General features: G+C 56.4%; 12 protein-coding genes and 1 tRNA gene. 5 read left to right on the top strand and 8 right to left on the bottom strand.

Annotated features, from left to right (window positions below; all coding sequences use genetic code 11):
* The gene (locus I6J23_RS06355) at window positions 1–1,752 is read left to right on the top strand and encodes an ABC transporter ATP-binding protein (protein WP_204581359.1); all 1,752 of its coding nucleotides are present in this window, start codon (window positions 1–3) and stop codon (window positions 1,750–1,752) included.
* A 62-nt stretch (window positions 1,753–1,814) separates the two neighbouring features.
* On the opposite strand, the gene I6J23_RS06350 is transcribed toward I6J23_RS06355, so the two are convergent.
* Both I6J23_RS06350 and I6J23_RS06345 read right to left on the bottom strand, forming a co-directional pair.
* Window positions 1,815–1,888: transfer RNA gene (locus I6J23_RS06350), tRNA-Met, on the bottom strand.
* An 86-nt stretch (window positions 1,889–1,974) separates the two neighbouring features.
* Window positions 1,975–5,034: a UPF0182 family protein gene (locus I6J23_RS06345; protein WP_204581358.1), complete on the bottom strand. Its 3,060-nt coding sequence runs from the start codon at window positions 5,032–5,034 to the stop codon at window positions 1,975–1,977.
* A gap of 287 nt (window positions 5,035–5,321) precedes the next feature.
* On the opposite strand from I6J23_RS06345, the gene I6J23_RS06340 reads away from it, so the two are divergent.
* Complete coding sequence (locus I6J23_RS06340; RefSeq protein WP_046202634.1) at window positions 5,322–5,849, top strand: PPA1309 family protein; 528 nt, start codon at window positions 5,322–5,324, stop codon at window positions 5,847–5,849.
* 129 nt (window positions 5,850–5,978) lie between these two features.
* Here I6J23_RS06340 and I6J23_RS06335 read toward each other — a convergent pair whose 3' ends face one another.
* The 3 genes from I6J23_RS06335 to I6J23_RS06325 form a co-directional block, all read right to left on the bottom strand.
* A complete protein-coding gene (locus I6J23_RS06335) occupies window positions 5,979–8,420 on the bottom strand; it encodes a YhgE/Pip domain-containing protein (protein ID WP_012732084.1) in 2,442 nt (813 codons plus the stop codon).
* Complete coding sequence (locus I6J23_RS06330) at window positions 8,420–9,370, bottom strand: ABC transporter ATP-binding protein (protein ID WP_204581357.1); 951 nt, start codon at window positions 9,368–9,370, stop codon at window positions 8,420–8,422. The genes I6J23_RS06335 and I6J23_RS06330 overlap by 1 nt, the downstream gene beginning before the upstream one ends.
* 475 nt (window positions 9,371–9,845) lie before the next feature.
* On the bottom strand, window positions 9,846–10,889 hold the full coding sequence (locus I6J23_RS06325) for a YlbL family protein (RefSeq protein ID WP_204582960.1): 1,044 nt from the start codon (window positions 10,887–10,889) through the stop codon (window positions 9,846–9,848).
* Between the two features lie 97 nt (window positions 10,890–10,986).
* Here I6J23_RS06325 and I6J23_RS06320 point away from each other — a divergent pair, with 97 nt between their 5' ends.
* Together I6J23_RS06320 and bluB are read left to right on the top strand one after the other, a co-directional pair.
* Window positions 10,987–12,645, top strand: coding sequence for a zinc-dependent metalloprotease (locus I6J23_RS06320; RefSeq protein ID WP_239454855.1), 1,659 nt, complete (start codon window positions 10,987–10,989; stop codon window positions 12,643–12,645).
* A gap of 53 nt (window positions 12,646–12,698) precedes the next feature.
* Window positions 12,699–14,486 (top strand): 5,6-dimethylbenzimidazole synthase, encoded by a 1,788-nt coding sequence (gene bluB / locus I6J23_RS06315; RefSeq protein ID WP_204581356.1) that lies wholly within the window; start codon window positions 12,699–12,701, stop codon window positions 14,484–14,486.
* 52 nt (window positions 14,487–14,538) lie between these two features.
* Here bluB and I6J23_RS06310 read toward each other — a convergent pair whose 3' ends face one another.
* Window positions 14,539–15,096: a M48 metallopeptidase family protein gene (locus I6J23_RS06310; protein WP_012732090.1), complete on the bottom strand. Its 558-nt coding sequence runs from the start codon at window positions 15,094–15,096 to the stop codon at window positions 14,539–14,541.
* Between the two features lie 87 nt (window positions 15,097–15,183).
* Here I6J23_RS06310 and I6J23_RS06305 point away from each other — a divergent pair, with 87 nt between their 5' ends.
* Window positions 15,184–16,143: a hypothetical protein gene (locus I6J23_RS06305; RefSeq protein ID WP_204581355.1), complete on the top strand. Its 960-nt coding sequence runs from the start codon at window positions 15,184–15,186 to the stop codon at window positions 16,141–16,143.
* 62 nt (window positions 16,144–16,205) lie between these two features.
* Here the strand turns inward: I6J23_RS06305 and I6J23_RS06300 are convergent, their stop codons facing one another.
* On the bottom strand, window positions 16,206–18,323 hold the full coding sequence (locus tag I6J23_RS06300) for a UvrD-helicase domain-containing protein (RefSeq protein ID WP_204581354.1): 2,118 nt from the start codon (window positions 18,321–18,323) through the stop codon (window positions 16,206–16,208).
* A gap of 40 nt (window positions 18,324–18,363) precedes the next feature.
* Window positions 18,364–19,506, bottom strand: a complete 1,143-nt coding sequence (locus I6J23_RS06295; RefSeq protein WP_204581353.1) for a potassium channel family protein — start codon at window positions 19,504–19,506, stop codon at window positions 18,364–18,366.
* Window positions 19,507–19,577: the final 71 nt, after the last annotated feature.

Below are 19,577 nucleotides of genomic sequence, written 5' to 3'. Positions count from 1 at the left end.
ATGTCTGCCCCCCTTGACGAAACTCTCACCCCTAATCAAGGGCGTATCCCCTCGGTCGACATCCGGCATCTGAGCGTGAGAATTCCTGCCCCCGGCCACCGTGGGCGGTTCCACGGTCGCGGCCATGCGGACCGTGGCTGGGTTCATGCGAACACAGACATTTCCCTCACCGTATGCCCAGGTGAAGTCCATGCGGTGATCGGCGAATCCGGGTGCGGTAAGTCCATCATCGCGAATACCGTCGTCGGCACGGTGCCGTCGTCTGCCCACGTGGAAGGCACGGTCATTGTTCAAGAATCGTCGCCATCGCCGGGCTGGTCCCAAGACATGGTTGCCTACCACCACGCCAAGCACGGCGATTGGCGGGACAAGCCGAGTCCCCTCGCCGGCCACCACGTCGGCCTGATCCCGCAGTCCGCGGCAACTTTTCTCACCCCGGTCCGAACAGTCGGAAGCCAACTCATAGAAACGATCACCGAGCTCACCCCGTCTGCCGACGCACCTCAGAAAATCGAGACGCTGCTGGATCAGGTTTACCTCTCTACCCGAGTGGCAAACCTTTATCCTCATGAGCTCTCCGGCGGAATGGTCCAACGAGTAGCCGTCGCCTTCGCCCTTGCCGGCGATCCCGAAGTCGTGATTGCCGACGAGCCCACGGCCTCCTTGGACCCGGAATTGAAATCCTCCCTGTTCTCTCTGTTGCGAGATATTGCCGACGCGGACCGCGCGGTCCTTTTAATCACGCACGATGTAACGGAACTGCGGGACGCTGGCATCGCCGACCGTTTAAGCGTGATGTACGCCTCCCGTTTTGTGGAACAAGGCGCAGCGTCAACAATCCTGGACCACCCTCATGACCCATATACTCGGGCTCTGCTTGCCGCGCTTCCCTCCGGCGGCATGGTTCCGATCCCTGGCTTCCCTCCCTCGCTGGTGGACCTGGGCGACTCCGTCACCTTCGAATCACGTCTGAAGGAAGCGGCAGCACTGTCCGCCGCTTCGCACGACGGTTCGTCCACCTCGCATGACGACGCACGCGGTTCACACGAAAACTCACCCGCGAAGTTAGCGTCGGAAAGAAAAATGCATCCCAAAGTGTGGGAGGGGTCGAAGATCACGAAGAGCTTTAGTGGCAAGAAAGCGTCGATCCCCGTTCTGAACCAACTGGATATTTCTATCCACTCTGGAGAAATTGTGGGGCTCGCAGGCCCGTCAGGATCCGGTAAGACGACGCTGGCCAGGATCATGTGTGGGCTGCTTGATGCTGACCACGGAACCGTGACATGCGGCGGAGAGGAAATCCGGAATATTACGTCCGTTATCGGGGGCCGGAGGCAGGCGCGTGGAAAGATCAATATGCTCTTTCAGTCGCCGCGGAAGGCGTGCAATCCGCGGTTCACTCTGCGGCAAATCATCGAAGAAACCAGCCACGGAATGACGGCCGAAGAAGCGGCGATGGAAGTCCAGGTGACACCGGACCTTCTGGATCGTCGCCCCTCCCAGGTTTCAGACGGCCAGCTCCAGCGAGCAATATTGGCGCGTGTGTTGGCAAGCGAACCGGACTTTGTCGTGTGCGATGAGGTCACCGCCATGCTGGACCCGGGAACAGCTGCGCACACGATGACCATGCTGACGTCCTGGGCGCGCGACGGCGGAATTGGGATTCTAATCATCAGCCATAGCCCCGAGCTTCTTCGCACCTGCTGTGACCGGCAGATTTATATCGAGAGCCTTGCGCAAAGCCACGATTGACAGCAGCGCTTAGCGACGAAAACCCCCTACCGGCATTACCTGCCGATAGGGGGCTTGTTTTGTAGCGGGGGATGGATTCGAACCATCGACCTCTGGGTTATGAGCCCAGCGAGCTACCGAGCTGCTCCACCCCGCGACAGTCGCACGGAGACCGTGTCTCCGTCAGCGACAAGAGATAATTTAACGCATCGCGGAACAAATGTGAAATCGCCTGCGCACTGGCTATGAACCACTACCCGATGGCTTCGGCCCCTCGGTATCCGTCAGCTGCGTCGACCCACTGGAGCCAGTGTCGCTCTGGTATTTCTCCAAGGCCTTTTGCAGCTCGTCCAAGGCTTTACCGTAGTCCTCAAACGATCCACTGTTTTTCGCGTCGCGGACCTTCTGAACAGCGTCATCAAGTTCCTTCACATCATCGCTGGATGGGCTGACCGCGGTGGAACTCGAGTCGTTCTTATCAGAGTCATCCTTGTTGTCACCAGAGGTGTCATCGGAGTTGGATCCGGAATCGGAATCCGAATCATTCTGGTCGGACTTATCCTTATCGGATCCGTCCACTTCCTTCGTCGTCGTCGTTTCCTTCGGGTCAATGCCGACCTGGCTCAACGCCTCACCGATCGTCGGCGCGTACCCAACCTGCCCGTTGTAGAACACGAGCACACGCAACAGCTTCGGGAAGGCAGATTCCTGCTCCTTACGCTTCGAATACACCGGCTCAACGTAAAGGATCCCGCCGTCGCCCACAGGCAAGGTCAGCAAGTTGCCATTGATCAACGTACTGGACCCCTCAAGCAAGGTGCGCTCACGCGAAATCTGGTCCGACGACATCATCGTGTCTTGAGCCTGCTTTGGCCCCTGCGTCTGAGTGTCCGTCGGCAAGACACGAACGGTGATCTTCCCGTAGGTCTTCGGGTCCGACGACACCGCCATGTGAGCAGAGAGGAACTCGCGCTTCAACCCGCGCAACGGGGTAATCAGCTGGAAACTGGGATCCCCGGTCGTCGGATCCGACGCGACGACGTAGTAGGGCGGCTGGTTCTTATCCCTCAGCCCCTGCTCAGAAGCAGTCGGGTCCAGGGGAACCGACCAGAACGAGTCGTTCGTGAAGAACACGCCCGGGTCCGACACGTGATACCGCGTTAACAATTCACGCTGAATCTTAAACAGATCCTCCGGGTAGCGGAGGTGCTTCATCAACTCATCAGAAATATCGGACTTCGGCTTCACCGTCCCCGGGAAACTGCGCCGCCACGACTTCAAAATCGGGTCAGATTCATCAAAGGCATAGAGGTCAACTGTCCCGTCATAAGCATCCACCGTCGCCTTCACAGAGTTACGGATGTAACTCACACTATTGCCGACGGTGTTCTGCTCCGTCCCATCAGGGTTGAGAGAATCCTCCGTCGCGCCCGAAATCTGAGTGTGCTCCGAATAAGGCAAGTTATTCACGGACGTATATCCGTCGACAATCCACTTAATACGACCATCAATGACAGCCGGGTAAGTTTGCGAATCCGTCGTCAACCACGGAGCTACCTTATGCACGCGATCGCGAGGGTCACGGTCATATACAATCTTCGAATCGTTGCCCACGGCTTCCGATAACAACAGATTCATCGACTGATACTTCAGGGAATACATGGCACGCGACACGATGTTTCCGATGCCGACGCCACCTTTACCTTCATAGGTGTAATTCGACCCGTCAGTGTCGTACTCACGCGGTTTTCCAGACCCGTCGTCGCCGACAATGGCGTAATCCTGATCAGTATCAGCCACACGGGGGCCATAATAAATACGCGGCTGATCAACCTTGATCTTCAACGTATCCGGGTCATCCGACTTAGTACGGTCCTTCGACTGCAAGTCAGCCACGGTATAAATTGGGTATCCGCCGCGGGACGATCCGACATCGCGGGCAACCTCATCGACTTTGTTCGCCGGCGCAGCGATAAAACCGTTACCGTGCGTGTACACCGTGTGCTTGTTTATCCAGTCTTGCTGGTTACCGGAAAGCGATTTGGGATCAAGCTCACGGGCAGCGACCACATAATCTTGCATCTCACCGTTGTGTTCATAACGATCAATGCTCAGATCACTGGGGAACCCGTAGAAATTCTTCAGCTGCTGCTGCTGAGTAAACGTCGCCGAAATCGCTTCGGGGTCCAGCAGCCGAATGTTCGAAATGGTCGCGGAATCATTCGCTACCGACTCGTTTTGATCCGACTTCGATTTCTCATCAGCACCCCAATTGCGGTCGTAGGTGACGTGCTCGTCAGTCAGGCCATAGTTGTACCGCGTCGACTTAATATTCCGCTCAATGTAGTCGCGTTCTTTAGCAGCACGGTTCGGGGACACATTGAACTGCTCCACCACCAAGGGCCATGCGACTCCAATAATTCCTGCCGACGCGACCATCAGCACCGCTGCCATCGCGGGAATCCTGAGATCCCGGAGGAAAATTGCCGCGAAGAACGCTGCGGCCACTACAACAGAAAGGACGAGCAAGACAATCTTTGCGGGCAACACAGCATTGATGTCAGTGAAGGAGCCGCCCGTGAATGTCGAATGGTCCTTAGACAGCAAGCGATAGCGATCGAACCAATAGTCGACGGCCTTCACGACCATGAAAATTCCGGCGATCGACGCCATCTGCACGCGAGCTTGGCTCATCACCGTCGCCCGCTTACCGGCGCGGGGATCCCCCGTCCGGATACCCCCCAACAGCCAGTTCATGACGAGGTTAACGACGAACGCCACAACCGTCAGCGTCAACAGGACCGAGAGCAGCCATGACCAGAACGGCACGCTAAATGCATAGAACCCGTAGTCGTGGTGGAACTGCGGATCCGATTCGCCGAAGCTCTCACGATGCATAAACATCAAGATCATGCGCCACTCGGACTGTGCAGCTAATCCGGCGAATAGCCCGACGACCAGCGGCAAACCCACCAGAACAGCCCGTGAGGATCGAACAATAACCTGCCGATAGGCCTCGAGCGGACTGTGGGGGTCTGCGTCTTCGGGAACAAGAGGGCGATACTTAATGGCTACCCACGCGGCTGCCCATATCGACGCGCCGGCAAGCAGCCCAACCACGACGAACAGCACGATCCGAGTGACGAGTTCGGTGACGTACACTCGGCCAAAGTTCATGGAGTTAAACCATGCGACATCAGTAAAAACAGCTACTGCGACAGGCAACAGCATGACGACAATAGCCAGTACCACCGCTACAACGGCCCACCGGCGGGGAGCCTTTCGCTTAACCGACTTGGGCACCTTTTCGCTTCTCCTAATCAGAGGGTCATTGCTGTTCACTGTACTTGAACCTGGGCCGGCGTCGATAACCTAGGAGCTCGACGTACGCCTAAGTCCGACAAGAGTGTTTCTTGCAAGCCAACCGGCACGGCATGAATACTTTCTATATGTCCGAATTTAGTCCTTTTTCCTCGTCATCAGACTCGTCATCAACGCCTGCTACATCACCCAATACGACGCGATCTTCAACTCATACTTCGCATTTCACCCGGCACCAACCCACCACACAGCAGCTCCTAGAACGAGCGATGCGTGAAGCTGTTGACTTTATTCACGCCGAAGGGTGGGATCAGCCCCCAACATTGTTTGGCTTAGTTCCGGGGACAATTATTGCCCGAGAAACGGGAAACCTCATTAATGAGGAGGAGGAACAAAATTTAACGCTCGTTGTCCAAGACCTACCGGAGATCGGCTCCGGAGACGAGCTTCACGATTACGTCGCCCGGACCGCCTGGCCGCCAACCGTGGCTGGCGCGATCCTGGCCCACGAAATTATGTTCACGAATGCCGCGGAGCCAGGTTCACGTCCTCGCAAAGCTCGGCTATTTAGCGGGATGATTAACGGCGGGCCCGACCTTACCTTGCTTCAGCTACGGCCTACCGAAGAAGAATTGGATGCAGCCGGCGCGTTCGGTCAAGACAACATCGAACTCCTTGGAGGTCCCGATATCGCTCCCGAGATTGTTGAGCTCCTGCGTTCGACGTTTGAGCCTGTCGAAGACAGTGACGAGACGCCCGTCGATAACGCCTCCTTCACGACTGACTCGGACTACTAGAGCCTTACTCCCCTGTTGGTTGCCCGTATTACATCCCAACTGATGACACCGAGTAGTAACTAAGCAGTAGCTACCAAACCTAAAAAGAGCGCCCCGGCTATACAGCTGGGGCGCTCTGGCATCAGCACACTAAATATCGATCGCGGGGTGTAACCGCTCCACCGTCCACTTCCGGTCACGGTAGGCACACAGCGCGGTGATGCCAATACAAATGGCACCAATGATGATAAGCGCCAGTATTGATTGAGGCAGACGCTGATCAATGTTGCCGTACATCAATTGGCGGAACCCGTTCACTGAGTAAGTCCAGGGGTTAACTGGGTGTAGCCACTGGAAAAGTTTAGGCTCCGTCTCAACAGGGTAGAGCCCGTTTGACGAAAGAATCTGCAACATCAGCAACGCCATCGCTGCAACCTTACCGGGCCCAGGCCCCAATGCGACGTTCAACATTTGGTTAATAGCAGCGAACACAATGGAAACGCCGATTGAGAAGATCCATAGTGCCCACGGGTGTGCCACATCCATTCCCACTAGAGTTAGCGTGACCACAATAATCATCGTCGCTTGAAGGATAGCGATGATGCTGGCCGGCCATAGGCCATCAAGCGCCGCGCGCAAGGGGGCAACACCCGATGCTACGGCCCGGTTCTGAAGTGGCCGGAGCAATAAGAATGTAATGAGGCCACCGATGAACATTGCTAATGAGAAGAAGAACGGAGCTAGGCCGGAACCGAAGACTTGATCCCCTGAAAAATCCTTTGCTGACAACTTTGCAGGATCAGACATGACGCGCGCTGACGCCTCACGCTGAGGTGTCGTCCATGAGGGAACCTTCTTAGCCCCATCGCCCAACTTGTCCTTCAATTCACCCAAGCCGGTGGAAATCTTACCTGAGCCATCCTGTAACTTGCCGGCACCATCGGAAAGCTTATGCGCTCCCTGTTGAAGCCGGGTAGTGCCGCTTGACAATTGAGTAGCACCATCTTTAAGCCGATTCGTGCCAGCAGCCAGTTGCTTACCCCCATCGGCTAGTTTCGCAGATCCTTGAACAGCCTGGGGCATTCCTGCCTTAAGAGTCTGGGCACCAGAATCCAACTGTCCCAAACCGGAACTTAACTGACCCGAAGCGTTAACAAGGGGTGTTGTGCCCTCCTTACGCAGCTGACTTGACCCTGATGCCACAGTGTTAGCGCCTTCACTTAACTGGTCAAGCCCCGTGTTGAGCTCATTAATTTTACTCTGAATTGGTCCTGCACCATTAGCAAGCTGGTTAATCCCACCACGGAACTCAGCAGAAGGATCGTTAAGCTGATAAGCCAGCGCAGACGTCCCCTGAGAAAGCTGGTTAACTTTGGCGAGGTTTTCTGAATTCTTACCTAACCCCTGCGAGTCAATTTGCACCGCGAGCCCGTCAAGCTGGTTCGCAACGTTCTGTGCTGTAGGATCTGACGATTTATGCAGCTGACTAGCGATAGCCCTAACTTTGTCTGACTGACCAGTTTGGGCCTTCGACGCTTGCTGGGCGATACCGTTAATTTGCTGAACGCCACCGTTGACTTGCGTTGCGACGGTACCGAGCTGATCGAGGCCACCAGTGAGCTGCCCCATTTTTGCATCGATCCCTGCCAACGGCGCAGTACTTTGCTGGACCTGGGCCTTTATCTGGTCTGCACCCGCCGCAACTTTAGCTGATCCCTCAGAAACCTCACCGAGTTTTTGATCAACCTGACCAATTCCGTCGTGAATCTTATCTGAGCCTGCTTTGGCCTCACCCATCTTTTCCGAAAGAGTGTTCACTCCTGTGCTAGCCTCAGCCAACTTGTCGTGCAGCGTCGATGCCCCTTGGGAAAGATCATTTGCCCCGCTATTCACTTTTGTTGCACCTGACGCTAATTGGTTCGCGCCATCATGCGCGTTGCCGAGACCAGAATCTAGTTGATCAGCTCCATCCTTAAGATCTCCCAGTTTGTCCCCAACTTGATTAGATCCATCCTGCAACTTGTCAGCAGCGTCAGCGGCCTGACCAATCCCCGCACCAGCTTCTTGCATACTGACCAAAACTTTTCCTACAACCTGTTCTCCGAGGGTTGATGAAATCACGGGCACCATTTCACGCATGGTGTTCTGTCCGATCAGCGTTGCCAGGTAGCCGTTAGTCGTGTTGTAGTTAGTTTGAATAACGGCCTGCTCAGCTTTTGTACCACTGGGGGATGCGACTGCTTTAGAAAAGTCCGGCGTAAGACGGACCATAAAGTAATAGTCTCCGTCTTCAACCCCCTTCGTGGCCTTATCATTACTGACAAAGTCAAAGTCAATGCGCTTATCGTCTTTTAACTTATCGGAAATCTGGTCACCTGCACGTAACTCCTTTCCCTGAACATTCGCACCTTTATCGTCGTTAACGAATGCAACAGGAAGCTTCTCCACGTGCCCAAAAGGGTTCCAAAAAGCCCACAAATAAAGGCAGGAATAAAGAAGAGGAATAAAGATAATGGCACCAACTGCCAGACGCCCCAATTTGGAACGACGAAAACGGCGGAGCTCTGAGCCCAAATTCAAACCAGAAATCATTAAAGTGTCTCCTCATCGGATCCAGCGGCTACCGCATCAAACCTGGCAGTCTCGTTATTATTTATATCGTCCTGGGTATCAGGGGATGGATTAACGGATACAGAATCAGTGGAACGGGCAGTGTTTCTGTCTTGCAGAACCCCCGGGGGTAACTCCTCAACTATTGGAACAACGCTGTTATTATCCGTATTAAAGAGTTCAATCAACGTGTGATCTGGCATGAGTGAATCTGGAATCGGATTGACCGTATTCACGATCACTGGCATTCGTTGAGCTAATCTCGAGAGAACATGAATGAGAACAAGGCGCAAGTCATACTCTCGAACTTGCTCGAGATCATCCATGACCAATAGTCCGATTTCTTCGGAATTTGCCGGAGCCAGCGCAAGAGAAATTCTGATCAATATGTTGTCCAGGCTGGTCAATTCAGCGACATAAGAGTCTAATGACGGTAAGGCTCGGTCGCCGAAGACATCCCCGCACAACGATTCATAGTATTCCTGATCAGCGGGCTTCGTCCACACTATCCATGGGTGTGACCAACTCTTATGCTCAGTCAACACCGTTCGGAGACGAACATCGCCATCCAGGCCATCGATCTCATCGACCCCGGCAATTGCCACCATTTTATTAATTTTGTTAGGCTTTCGCTCCCCAAGCACGGTCAACGTACCAGCGTCCAACTTCATCCGCCCAGAAATACTCAACGCTAGTGATGTTCGGCCTGATCCTCCGCGGCCGGAAAGAATAGTCAACCCGCTACCGGGCACGGTGAAATTAAGATGCCCAAATACTCGGCCTTCGGCAGCTGACAGCGCGATATCTTCGGCGACCACTGCTGGAGCACTTTCGCCGTCAGCATGAGATTTTCTGTGTGTTCGAGCTGACGTCGCGGCAAATTTACCCACGCCTTTGATGGGCTGGCTTCCGTCAGATTGACGCTCTCGCACGTTAACTCCTTCGTATAAGACGAAACTGTGAATCACGGGGCAACCCTGACTCCACAGCTCTTCAGATCTGACTAGACCAATTTAGCTATAAAGATATAAGCGTACTCATTGGGGGTTTGGCAAACGATACATGCCACTCTATTCCCACCATGTCCTTCCAGCACCATCCAAAATTGTGCCACTCGACATGTCTCCCGCATCGCGACTCGCCACCGGGGTTGAATACTGCTGCTCGACCACAAATGTACTCGGCCACGCCATGACGTTTCATGGATGTACCGTACGCATTTGTAGAAACTTAGCATCCAGTACGAAAGCCTTCTTTCCGCATGATAACCCCCATCTCTCCACGATCACACAGCATTATGGCGGCACACGACATCCTGAGAGAGCGGGCGTTGTACATTTTCCTCTGATCACTAACGATCGCCAACTGCTTGCCACAGGACACGCCGATTGCCAACACCGCGATCCGTTACTCCGAACAGCTCTTCGGCTTCTTGCCCGCCTTGACCTCTTTCAACGCGGCAACAGCGTCGGAAAGGTTATTGACCTTCGCCAGCACAACGCCATCATGGTCACCCGACAGCGCCTCCGTACAGTTATCGGACGGAGTCATAAACATCGTCGCCCCCGCCTTCTTCGCAGCGTCAATCTTGTGGGAGACTCCACCGATCGGCCCAACGTCACCGTTCGCGTCGATCGTGCCCGTCCCTGCGATGAATTTTCCATCGGTAAGGTTGTCGGGGGTCAGCTTGTCGACGACCGCCAAAGTAAACATCAGCCCCGCTGATGGGCCACCAATGTCGTCCAGGTGGTAGTCGATCGTCGTCCCGTCGGCAGGCTCTTGTTTGATGGTGATGCCCAAAATCGGAGTGTCATCAGACTCCCCTTGTCGCACGGGAACGGAGACGTCCTCGGATTTGCCGTCACGCTGAACCTGAAGGGTGACCTGATCTCCCACTTTATGGTCACGTACAACCTTGACCAGATCCTGTGGCTGGTCGATTTTCTTGCCATCGATCCCCTCAATGATGTCCCCCTTATGGATCTGATCGGACCCCTCGGGCTGGGACATCACCGTGACCGCCATCGGTCGATGAAGGTACTTCATCGCTGCGGACGTCGCATTATTTTCCGACGACGCAAACGCGGCCTGATTTTCCTTATTCACTTCCTCCGGCGACTGATTGGAGGGGAAAATCTGCTCAATCGGAACCAGTGTGTCGTTCGTTGTTGCCCACCGAGTAATCGCCTGTGGCAGCGACATGCCATGACGAACAGACACCGTGGTCATATTCAAATGGCCGGACGTCGGATAGGTTTTTGTTCCCGAAATGTCGACGACACTCTTACCGCCCGTTGTGCCCAGCGTATTAAATGTCGGACCAGGACCTTCTGCAGCATAGGGCACAGAAAGATCAATCGAGGTGCCGGGGATTTCCGTCAAACTCAGTGCAACAGCAGACGCAACCACGGGAATTGCACCGAGAATAATTGTCTTGTTGCGCAGACTCACAGCGATCAAGCGTACCGGATGCCGCACCAGCAACGACGACGGCCGTTCGCTATTAGCATGTGGAGAGATGCTTTCCAAAGCCGGTACCGTAGAGGGTATGAGTAACCACGGTTTCGGTTTTTCTTCGAACAATAACGACAACAACGACGGTAACGACGGTAACGACCACAGCGACAAGAACAACAATAACCAGAACGGCGATAGCGGCCAGGGCAATCCTTCTAGCGGAAACAGTGGTCGCGGGGATAGCGGCAATGAACGCCACGAAGGCAATGATGGCGGCAACTCCCCTGGTGGCAGCGGTAACCCCTTTGAGGCATTCTTCAATATGGGTGGTGGCTCGGGTGGCGATATACCCGGTTTTAGCGCATTTCCCGGCGGTTTCGCTGTAAGTGGATCCTCTGGTCAGGGCGGTTTAGGTGACATTCTTAGCCAGTTCGGGACGATGCTGTCTGGGATGGGGTCTTCGATGAACTCCCCTGATGCCAAAGGCCCCATCAATTTTGCGATGGCCGATAAGATTGCCCGCCAGACCATTAAGCAATCCAATCCGGCACCTGTCCGACAGTCTGATCAGAAGGCTGTCGAAGATTCCACGAGCCTGGTTGAATTGTGGCTCAGCAATGCGACGATCCTGCCGAGCAACGGAAAAATCCCTGAAGTATGGGATCCGTCGGAGTGGCTGTCCCGCACGCTCCCCACCTGGAAGCGCTTTATAAATCCTGTGGCAGAAAGCCTTAATGAAGCACAAAAGGATGCCCTCCCCGAAGAAGCGAAGCAGATGGCTGGTTCGCTGCTCGGCATGTTAGCCCAGGTCGGTGGCATGAACATGGGGATGCAACTGGGACGCATCTTGGGGGATATTGCCACCTCTGTCACGAGCGTCTCCGAGTGGGGGTTCTCCTTAGATGAGAAGCATGGCAGCGCACTGCTCACTGGCCAGCTGAGCACTCTTGCCGAGGAATTTAACAAACCCAAGCGTGAGGTGCTTATTTACCTGTGCGCACGGGAACTAGCCCACCAGCGACTATTCGCCTACGTTCCGTGGCTCGAAGAGCGTCTGCTTCTCGCCGTCGAAACGTATTCACGTGGACTGTCGCTGGATACGTCCGCGATGGAAGAAGCCTCCCGGTCCATTGACCCCGAGGCACTCTCGGACCCATCGCGGATGCAAGACATGTTCCAGCAGATTCAAAACATGGATCTCTCGCCCCAAATTGTCGCCTCGAATGAGCACGCGGGCATCCAGTTAGACACCATGCTGTCCCTCGTTGAAGGCTGGGTGGACAACGTTCTTGCCGACGCTCTCTTCGACCGCATCCCGGTCATGGAGTCAATCCAAAAATCCTGGTCAGCCCGGCGCGCGATGAAACCCGGATTGGAAAACATGGCGGGGAACACCGGACTGGACTTCTCTGCTAGCCACGCCGACGAAGCGGCAGAACTGTGGCGGCGGCTCACTGTTGCGGTGGGTATTGATCGACGTGACCATGTGTGGGACCACCCCGATTTCCTTCCCACGGCTGACGATATCGCCCATCCGGCCGAATTCATCGACGGCATTCTGGGAGAATCGGACGACGACGAGTTCAACCCTATTAGCGAAATTGAAAAATTAGAGCGTGAACTCAATGAACAGTCCGGTAACACACCTAGTGATGGCGATGATGCAGACGAGGATGGTTCTACCCGCGGGAAGGGCTCGAGTGGCGGTGATGAAGACAACACCGATGGGTCCGGCGACGACGACAAATAGACACTCGCACGACATACTCACACTAGATATTCACAGCGGAAGACAAGCAGCACATGAATAACGACCGTCGATGGGAGCGCCCGACCCCCGTCATAGGCGATACAACCTCAGCCACCGAGCGCGCTGAAAAACCAGACGGATGGGCGTTGCCAGAGGACGTGCGCGCTGCGTTGGACCGCGTTATTGGAGCACGACGCGATATACGCCGCTACCGCTCAGAACCGGTGCCTGACCACCTTGTCCGAACTGTCATCGACGCTGGCCATGCTGCACCTAGCGTCGGACATAGCCAGCCATGGCGGTTCATCATCGTCGATGATCCCGCTCTTCGCGATAAAGCCGCCATGCTGGCCGACGTCGAAAAGCTAAAACAAGCCGAGCTGCTGACACCCGATAGGAAACAGCGGCTGCTTGACCTGCAACTCGACGGGATTAAGGAGGCACCGCTGGGAATTGTGGTCGCCTGTGATCGGCGAACCCCAGCGTCCGGGGTCTTGGGGCGCAACACTTTTGTTGATACCGACCTGTGGAGTTGCGCGGCAGCCATCGAGAACATGTGGTTGACCGCGAGGGCCTATGGGCTCGGTATGGGGTGGGTGACACTATTCCGCCCCGATGACCTGGCCGAGCTGCTGCATCTGCCCGAGGGGGTTGAAACGCTGGGGTGGATGTGCATGGGGTGGCCGGACGAGCGCCCGCCGTCGCCTGGGCTCGAGCGGCGTGCGTGGTCCAAGAAACTTCCCGTTGAGAACCTCATTATGCGGAATGGGTGGCGCGACGGAGCCGAGTCACCAGCAAATGCGATCGCGACGCCCGATGACGGCCATATGCCAGATCAGGCGCATGTTGTCGCAGCTCACGATTCTTCCGACCGGCTTCTCACCCCTCCCGGTTCGCTGGGCATCCTGGATACGACCATGGACAAAGTTGCCGCGGTCGGTGATATACATAACGCCCAGCACATTCTTATCGGGGCTGACCATCCCGTGACAGCGCATGGTGTCTCATCATTTTCGCCGTCCGTCACGCGGGAAATTATGGACGCGTCAGCCGTTGGAGAAAGCCTGGGTGTGACGACGGCAGCTGGGGCAGGAATCCCGTCGCTTCTTATTGACGCGGGTATTGAGGGCGATTCAAGCCACGGTGACCAGCGGAACCGTAAATGTCGCGAAGGACGCAACGATTGTGCCCATCCTATTCGTTATGTCCACGCTCACGATGCGCGTGGGGATATCGCTACAGCCCCGGCCCTATCCGCTGCGGATACCCGCGCGTTTGTTGACTATGGCCGGAAACTAGCCGGCGAATTCACTGAACCCACGCTGTTTGCCGTCGGTGAGGTTGGAATCGGGAACACCACTCCTGCCTCCATTGTGGCAGCGCATTTCACCGGGCTTGATGTGAACGATGCCGTCGGCATTGGCGCCCACTCCGATACTTCCATGATGGAGCGGAAACGTGAGGTGGCCCGGCAAGCTTTATCGCGCGTTCATCCTTCCTCCCCGATTGATGCTCTTGCTGAGTTCGGTGGTCCTGAGTTCGCGGTCACGACGGGATTGTGCTTGGGGGCGTTGGACAATAACCACGTCGTCGTCCTCGATGGACTCGCCATTTCTGTGGCCGCGTTGGCTGCGGTGCAGATTAATCCCGCGGTCCAATCGCATCTGGTCGCGGCTCATGTGAGCCGGGAAAAAGCTCATCGCACTGTCATTACGCACTTGGGGTTGGAGCCTTTGCTTGCTCTTCGTTTCCGGTGCGGTGAAGGGGTCGGCGCCATTCTGGCCACACAAATGATCATGACGGGGCTTAGTGCTCGACGCCACACCGGACGCACCGCTTAGGCCGCCTTTCAACTAGTCCATCCTTTGGACTCGGCGCGGATCGTCGTCGTTACTACGAGGACTGTCTACCTCCGCGGCCCCACCGCTGGTAAGCCTCCAAGTACCCATCAGCGCGCTCCCAATAATCAATGCGGTGCGCCCACGCGTAAAATTCTGCCGAGTGGTTCGGAATGAAGGTATGCACTAGCTCATGAACAATAACCTGGTCAAGGACGTAATCGGGAACGTCCTTCAGGTAATGACTAATCCGAATTCTCCCCGTATCCGTGGAACATGAAGCCCACCGACGCTCCATATTGGTCACCCACCGAATATCCGTCCATTCCGCACGGTTTTCCAAATATTTCGCATTCAGACGACGGGCCCGCCGGTGGAGATCGTCATCTGACTTATCCGCGACGGACGATTTCTTTTCCACCCTACGAACAAGGGACTCAACAGAATCACGCAACGCTGCGGCCGACATTCTCGCCGGTGCCATGACGACGATCCGACCAGACTCTCGGCGGGCGGACAATGTTTTCTTCCTCCGCGACGACAGACGTATTTCTACCTCTGGCGCAAAGTCCTCCACGACCGTAGCGACGTCTCGCTTGACTCTGGGGGGCATAGTTTCACTCTACAGTGTGGCCAAGGGGGTGCCGGTACACTACACATAGCACTGTGCCGCAGAGCACAGCCGGGGAAATCCAGATCAATGAATCGTTCACAAAACCAAGGGGGCACCGTGCGGTGGCCACACACTATCTGCTTATCATCCGGGACCCGCGTTTTTGTTCAACCCGACGGGTGGCTTCGCGTCGGTGCAGACACCTCTACGGCGGTAGTCATTCCCATGGCCGACCGACCCACCGCCCAGCGCGTCGCCCGGGCACTCCTCGCTTGTTCATCGCCGCAACCGACGTCGGCAATTATCGGCAGAATCGAGCGGGTGGTGTCTTCATCGTTCGCACTCACCCTTATCGACGAACTCCTGCGCACTCCCCTGCTAGTTGCTGGAAATGTCCGCCCCGGGCAAAGCAGAACGAGCGTCACGCCCCCACACAGGATCATTGCTGTAGAGCCATTGTCGCACGTACTTGCCGATATATTTCCCGGTCAGCGCACCCTTTCGCCCAACGTTGTTGAGACTACCGGCGGGGCGCTGGCGTCCGACACGGACCTGCCTGAGCCGAATGAACCACGGGATTCGGAACGCACCACCCCTCGGGCGAGTATCGTTGCGGTGGCTGTACCTTCCCCCGGTCTGCTGGCCAGCGTCGATGAGCCGTATTTATTCGTGACCATTCGTGATGGTGCGCTCAGGATTGGCCCTGCCATGACCGGGTCATCCGCACATCTAGTCGGCAATGCCAGCGGGTGCCCGCTGTGTATGCATATGGCGACGGCGTCTCCTGATCTGGTCAACGAGGCGATTTCTGGCCGCAGTGCTGGCACGCTAACGCTCACGTACGAGATGGTCACTGTCGCCCGCGGGATCATCTCGGCGCAGTGGTCGGTCTTTAGTGACTGGCTCGCTCTTCCGTCGCTCCCGACCCCGCCGACGGTGGGCGCGTCGATAAGTATGAATCCTCGGACGTTGGAGGTCGTGCGGTCGCCGATTGCCAGAGACCCTCATTGCCCTGTGTGCGGCATTATCGGTCCGCGCTGGCTGTAACAGCGCGGTGATCTGACATCACCGTTGGCTGGTTACGTCAACCCCCTTCTTAATCCTCCGCCTTATGTTGAATCAGCGATGATGCGGAGAATATCGTCCCCGTAGAGTTCCAGTTTCGCGGGGCCAATGCCGCTGATGTCCAGGAGTTCTTGTGCGGTGGATGGTTGCCGCTCTGCAATGGCCATCATGGTGGCATTACTGAACACGGTGTAGCTAGGCGTTCCCTGCTGGTGCGCGCGCCTTAGCCTCCAGCGCTGCAGAGCGTCAACAAGGTTGGCGTCGACGTCGTTGCCACACCTGCTGCAATGCCCCATCACCTTCTCGGCTGGGGTTTGTAGCGTGGCCCCACACTCCGAGCACAAGCGTGAACTACGCTTCCTTTTCCGCTGGTGGTCAGCCGAACTCTTCGACGTCGGGGCGATGCTGTCAAGGAACCGCGTGCGTTTCCGGGATGCCCTGCCCCCTGACTCGCGTGCCAGCGACCAGCTCAGTTGCAGATGCTCACGCGCACGGGTCACCGCCACATACAGTAATCGGCGTTCTTCTTCGATTGCCGACGATCCCAGGGCGATAGCCTGCCGGATGGGTAGTGTTCCTTCCACAAGGCCAACGACAAATACGGCGTCCCACTCCAGGCCTTTTGCAGCGTGGATCGTCGCCAGGGTGACGCCTTCTACCCCAGCTGGGGGCCGGTTCGATTGGGCGCGCTCGCGGAGGATGCTCATCACGGCGGGCATGTCCGCGCCGGGCGAGGCGTGAACAATATCCGCGATCAGGTGGTAGAGGGAGGATAACGATTCCCACCGCTCGCGTGCCCGCTCTCCGGCCGGGGCTTGGGCGGACAGTCCTTGGCGAGCCAACACGGCCTTGATGTCCGAAACCAGCGCATCGCCGGTGTGAATAGTCCCCGACTCCATGTGAGCACTGGCCAGACGCTCTAAGGCTGCCAGTGAACCGGTGATCTCAGAGCGGTCGAAGAAGCTCTTTCCACCGCGGACATGGTGCGGGATGTTGGCTTCATCCAGGGCGTGCTCAAATTTTTCCGATTGCGCATTGAGCCGGAACAGTATTGCTATTTCCGACGGCGGAGCGCCGGATTCAATGAGCCGGCGAATTCTGCGCGCGACGACGGCGGCTTCCAGGGATTCGTCGTCGAATTCTTCAAAGACGGGCTCCGGGCCGGCGGGGCGTTGCCCTTCGAGTGTGAAATCCGCCGTTGATACTCCGTCGCGTGACTGAGAAATAACTTTGTTGGCCAGGCCGACCACTTGAGGCGTGGAGCGGTAATCGCGCTGCAACCGGACGACGGTGGCATTCTCGAAGCGTTGGGGGAACCGAAGTAGAAATGATGGATCGGCGCCAGTGAACGAGTAGATCGTTTGGTTTGCGTCTCCAACGACGGTGATATCGTCGCGGTCTCCTAACCACCCGTCTAACACGCGTTGTTGCAGGGGCGTGACGTCCTGGAATTCGTCGACCACGAAGCTTCGGTATCGTGCGCGGAATTCCTCTGCGACTTCCGGCAGGTTTTCCATTGCACCGGCGACGTAGAGAAGAAGGTCGTCGAAATCGAGGAAGACGCCTTCCGGTGTCGCCTTAATGTCTTCGTAGACGCGGTACGCGTCGGCAACTTTGTCTGCCGCAATGGGGGGCTCACGGTGGAGTTGTTCGACACGTTTTTCGTAGTCGGCGGCGGAAATCAGCCTAGCTTTGGACCATTCGATTTCACCGATGACGTCGCGGATGGTCTCTTTCCCGGCTTTGATTCCGGTGTGGCGAAGTGCCCTGGACACCATGCGGAATTTGTCATCGAGGATTCTCCACGGCAGGTCGCCTGCTATTCGTGGCCAGAAGTAGGAGAGCTGTTTGCGGGCTGCAGCGTGGAATGTTCGTGCTTGGACTGCGCCTGCGCCCATGATGCGGAGGCGTTCTCTCATTTCCTCGGCAGCTTTGGTGGTGAAGGTGACGGCATGGACTTGTTGTGGAGTAACAAATCCTTGATTTATCAGATATGCGATGCGATGGGTGATCGTGCGTGTTTTGCCGGTTCCTGCTCCGGCGACGATGGCGAGGGGGCCTCGTGGGGCAGTTGCAGCTTCATATTGGTCGGAATCGAGTTCCTCGAGTGAGAGGTTAAGGCGATTCCCTGCCCCATTGCGGGGGCTACGATAAGGGGCCATCCTTCTCCTTCCCATGGTTGGCCATCGTCGTAGAAGCTTGCTACTTCTTTTCCGCCCCGGACTTGCGGGGTTTCACATTTTTCGCGCTGGGGTTGCGTGGGGTATTTGCCTGTCCGTCGCTGCCTTCGGCGGGATACACGCGCCGCACGTAGAGCAACCGGTCGCCCTGTTCGACGACGTTGGCTTCGGGGGAATCGATGCGGTACAGCTCGCCGGAGCGCACCACACCGAGCACGATGTCGGAGAGGTTTCTTGGGTGGCCGCCGACTTCGTCGTCTCGTACGACGCGCTCAGCGATGGAGAATCCTTCATCGGGGCTGAGGAGGTCTTCCATCATCTCAACAACGGAGGGGGTCATCGTGGCCAAGCCCAACATTCGGCCCGCGGTTTCGGAGGAAATAACAACTGAGTCTGCGCCCGATTGTCGCACCAAGTGGACGTTTTCTGATTCGCGGACACTGGCCACGATAGTGGCGGAGGGCGCAATTTCACGGACCGATAGCGTGACGAGGACGGCGGTGTCGTCCATGTTGGGTGCGACAACCACGGACCGGGCCCGTGATACACCTGCTAGGCGGAGGACATCGGCTTTGGTGGCGGACCCGTTGACTGTCACGAGGCCTCTGTTTTCGGCGGCGGCCAGAGAATCTTTGTCGGTGTCGACGACGACGATCTGGCTCGGGGGAACCCCGTCTTCAACGAGGGCAGAGACGGCGGATCGGCCTTTGGTGCCGTAGCCGACGACGACGGTATGGTTACGCAAGTGTCTCCTCCACCTTTGGATTTGTAATGCTCGACGGGATGCTTCGGTTAAGACGGACAGTGTCGTACCGACCAATAAGACCAGGAATACGATACGCATTGGTGTGATGACCAGGATGTTGACAATGCGCGCGTTTTCTGTGACGGGTGTGATGTCGCCGTACCCTGTTGTTGTCAAGGAAACAGTGGAATAGTACAGCGCATCGATGAACGTCAGGTGCTCTGAGTACCCGTCTTTGTCCAACCAACAAATGACCGATGCTACAAGGAGCAGGACCAGCGCATAGAAGAATCGACGAACGATCAGCCACCAAGGACTCAAGGGTGCTTGCGAGGGAATCCGGACGATGTTGACCAGCGCATGCACGGGCAAATTGTTGAGGGGTGCCTGATCCCCGCGCACTTTGAAGCGCTCACGCATTATGTATCACCCGCATGGCGTTTCATTCTCCTTACTCGCTGGTGGTCGGTGTGCTGGTTTGGAACGTGGCT

This window comes from Corynebacterium kroppenstedtii (assembly GCF_016894245.1).
Classification (GTDB): domain Bacteria; phylum Actinomycetota; class Actinomycetes; order Mycobacteriales; family Mycobacteriaceae; genus Corynebacterium.
This window is presented reverse-complemented; position numbering and strand designations above follow the sequence as displayed.

Coding starts and splice junctions, on each gene's coding strand:
- I6J23_RS06335 (WP_012732084.1), bottom strand. CDS start 8,420: ATGATTTCTGGTTTGAATTTGGGCTCAGAGCTCCGCCGTTTTCGTCGT.
- bluB (WP_204581356.1), top strand. CDS start 12,699: ATGAATAACGACCGTCGATGGGAGCGCCCGACCCCCGTCATAGGCGAT.
- I6J23_RS06320 (WP_239454855.1), top strand. CDS start 10,987: ATGAGTAACCACGGTTTCGGTTTTTCTTCGAACAATAACGACAACAAC.
- I6J23_RS06340 (WP_046202634.1), top strand. CDS start 5,322: ATGCGTGAAGCTGTTGACTTTATTCACGCCGAAGGGTGGGATCAGCCC.
- I6J23_RS06310 (WP_012732090.1), bottom strand. CDS start 15,096: ATGCCCCCCAGAGTCAAGCGAGACGTCGCTACGGTCGTGGAGGACTTT.
- I6J23_RS06295 (WP_204581353.1), bottom strand. CDS start 19,506: ATGCGTGAGCGCTTCAAAGTGCGCGGGGATCAGGCACCCCTCAACAAT.
- I6J23_RS06355 (WP_204581359.1), top strand. CDS start 1: ATGTCTGCCCCCCTTGACGAAACTCTCACCCCTAATCAAGGGCGTATC.
- I6J23_RS06300 (WP_204581354.1), bottom strand. CDS start 18,323: ATGGCCCCTTATCGTAGCCCCCGCAATGGGGCAGGGAATCGCCTTAAC.
- I6J23_RS06305 (WP_204581355.1), top strand. CDS start 15,184: ATGAATCGTTCACAAAACCAAGGGGGCACCGTGCGGTGGCCACACACT.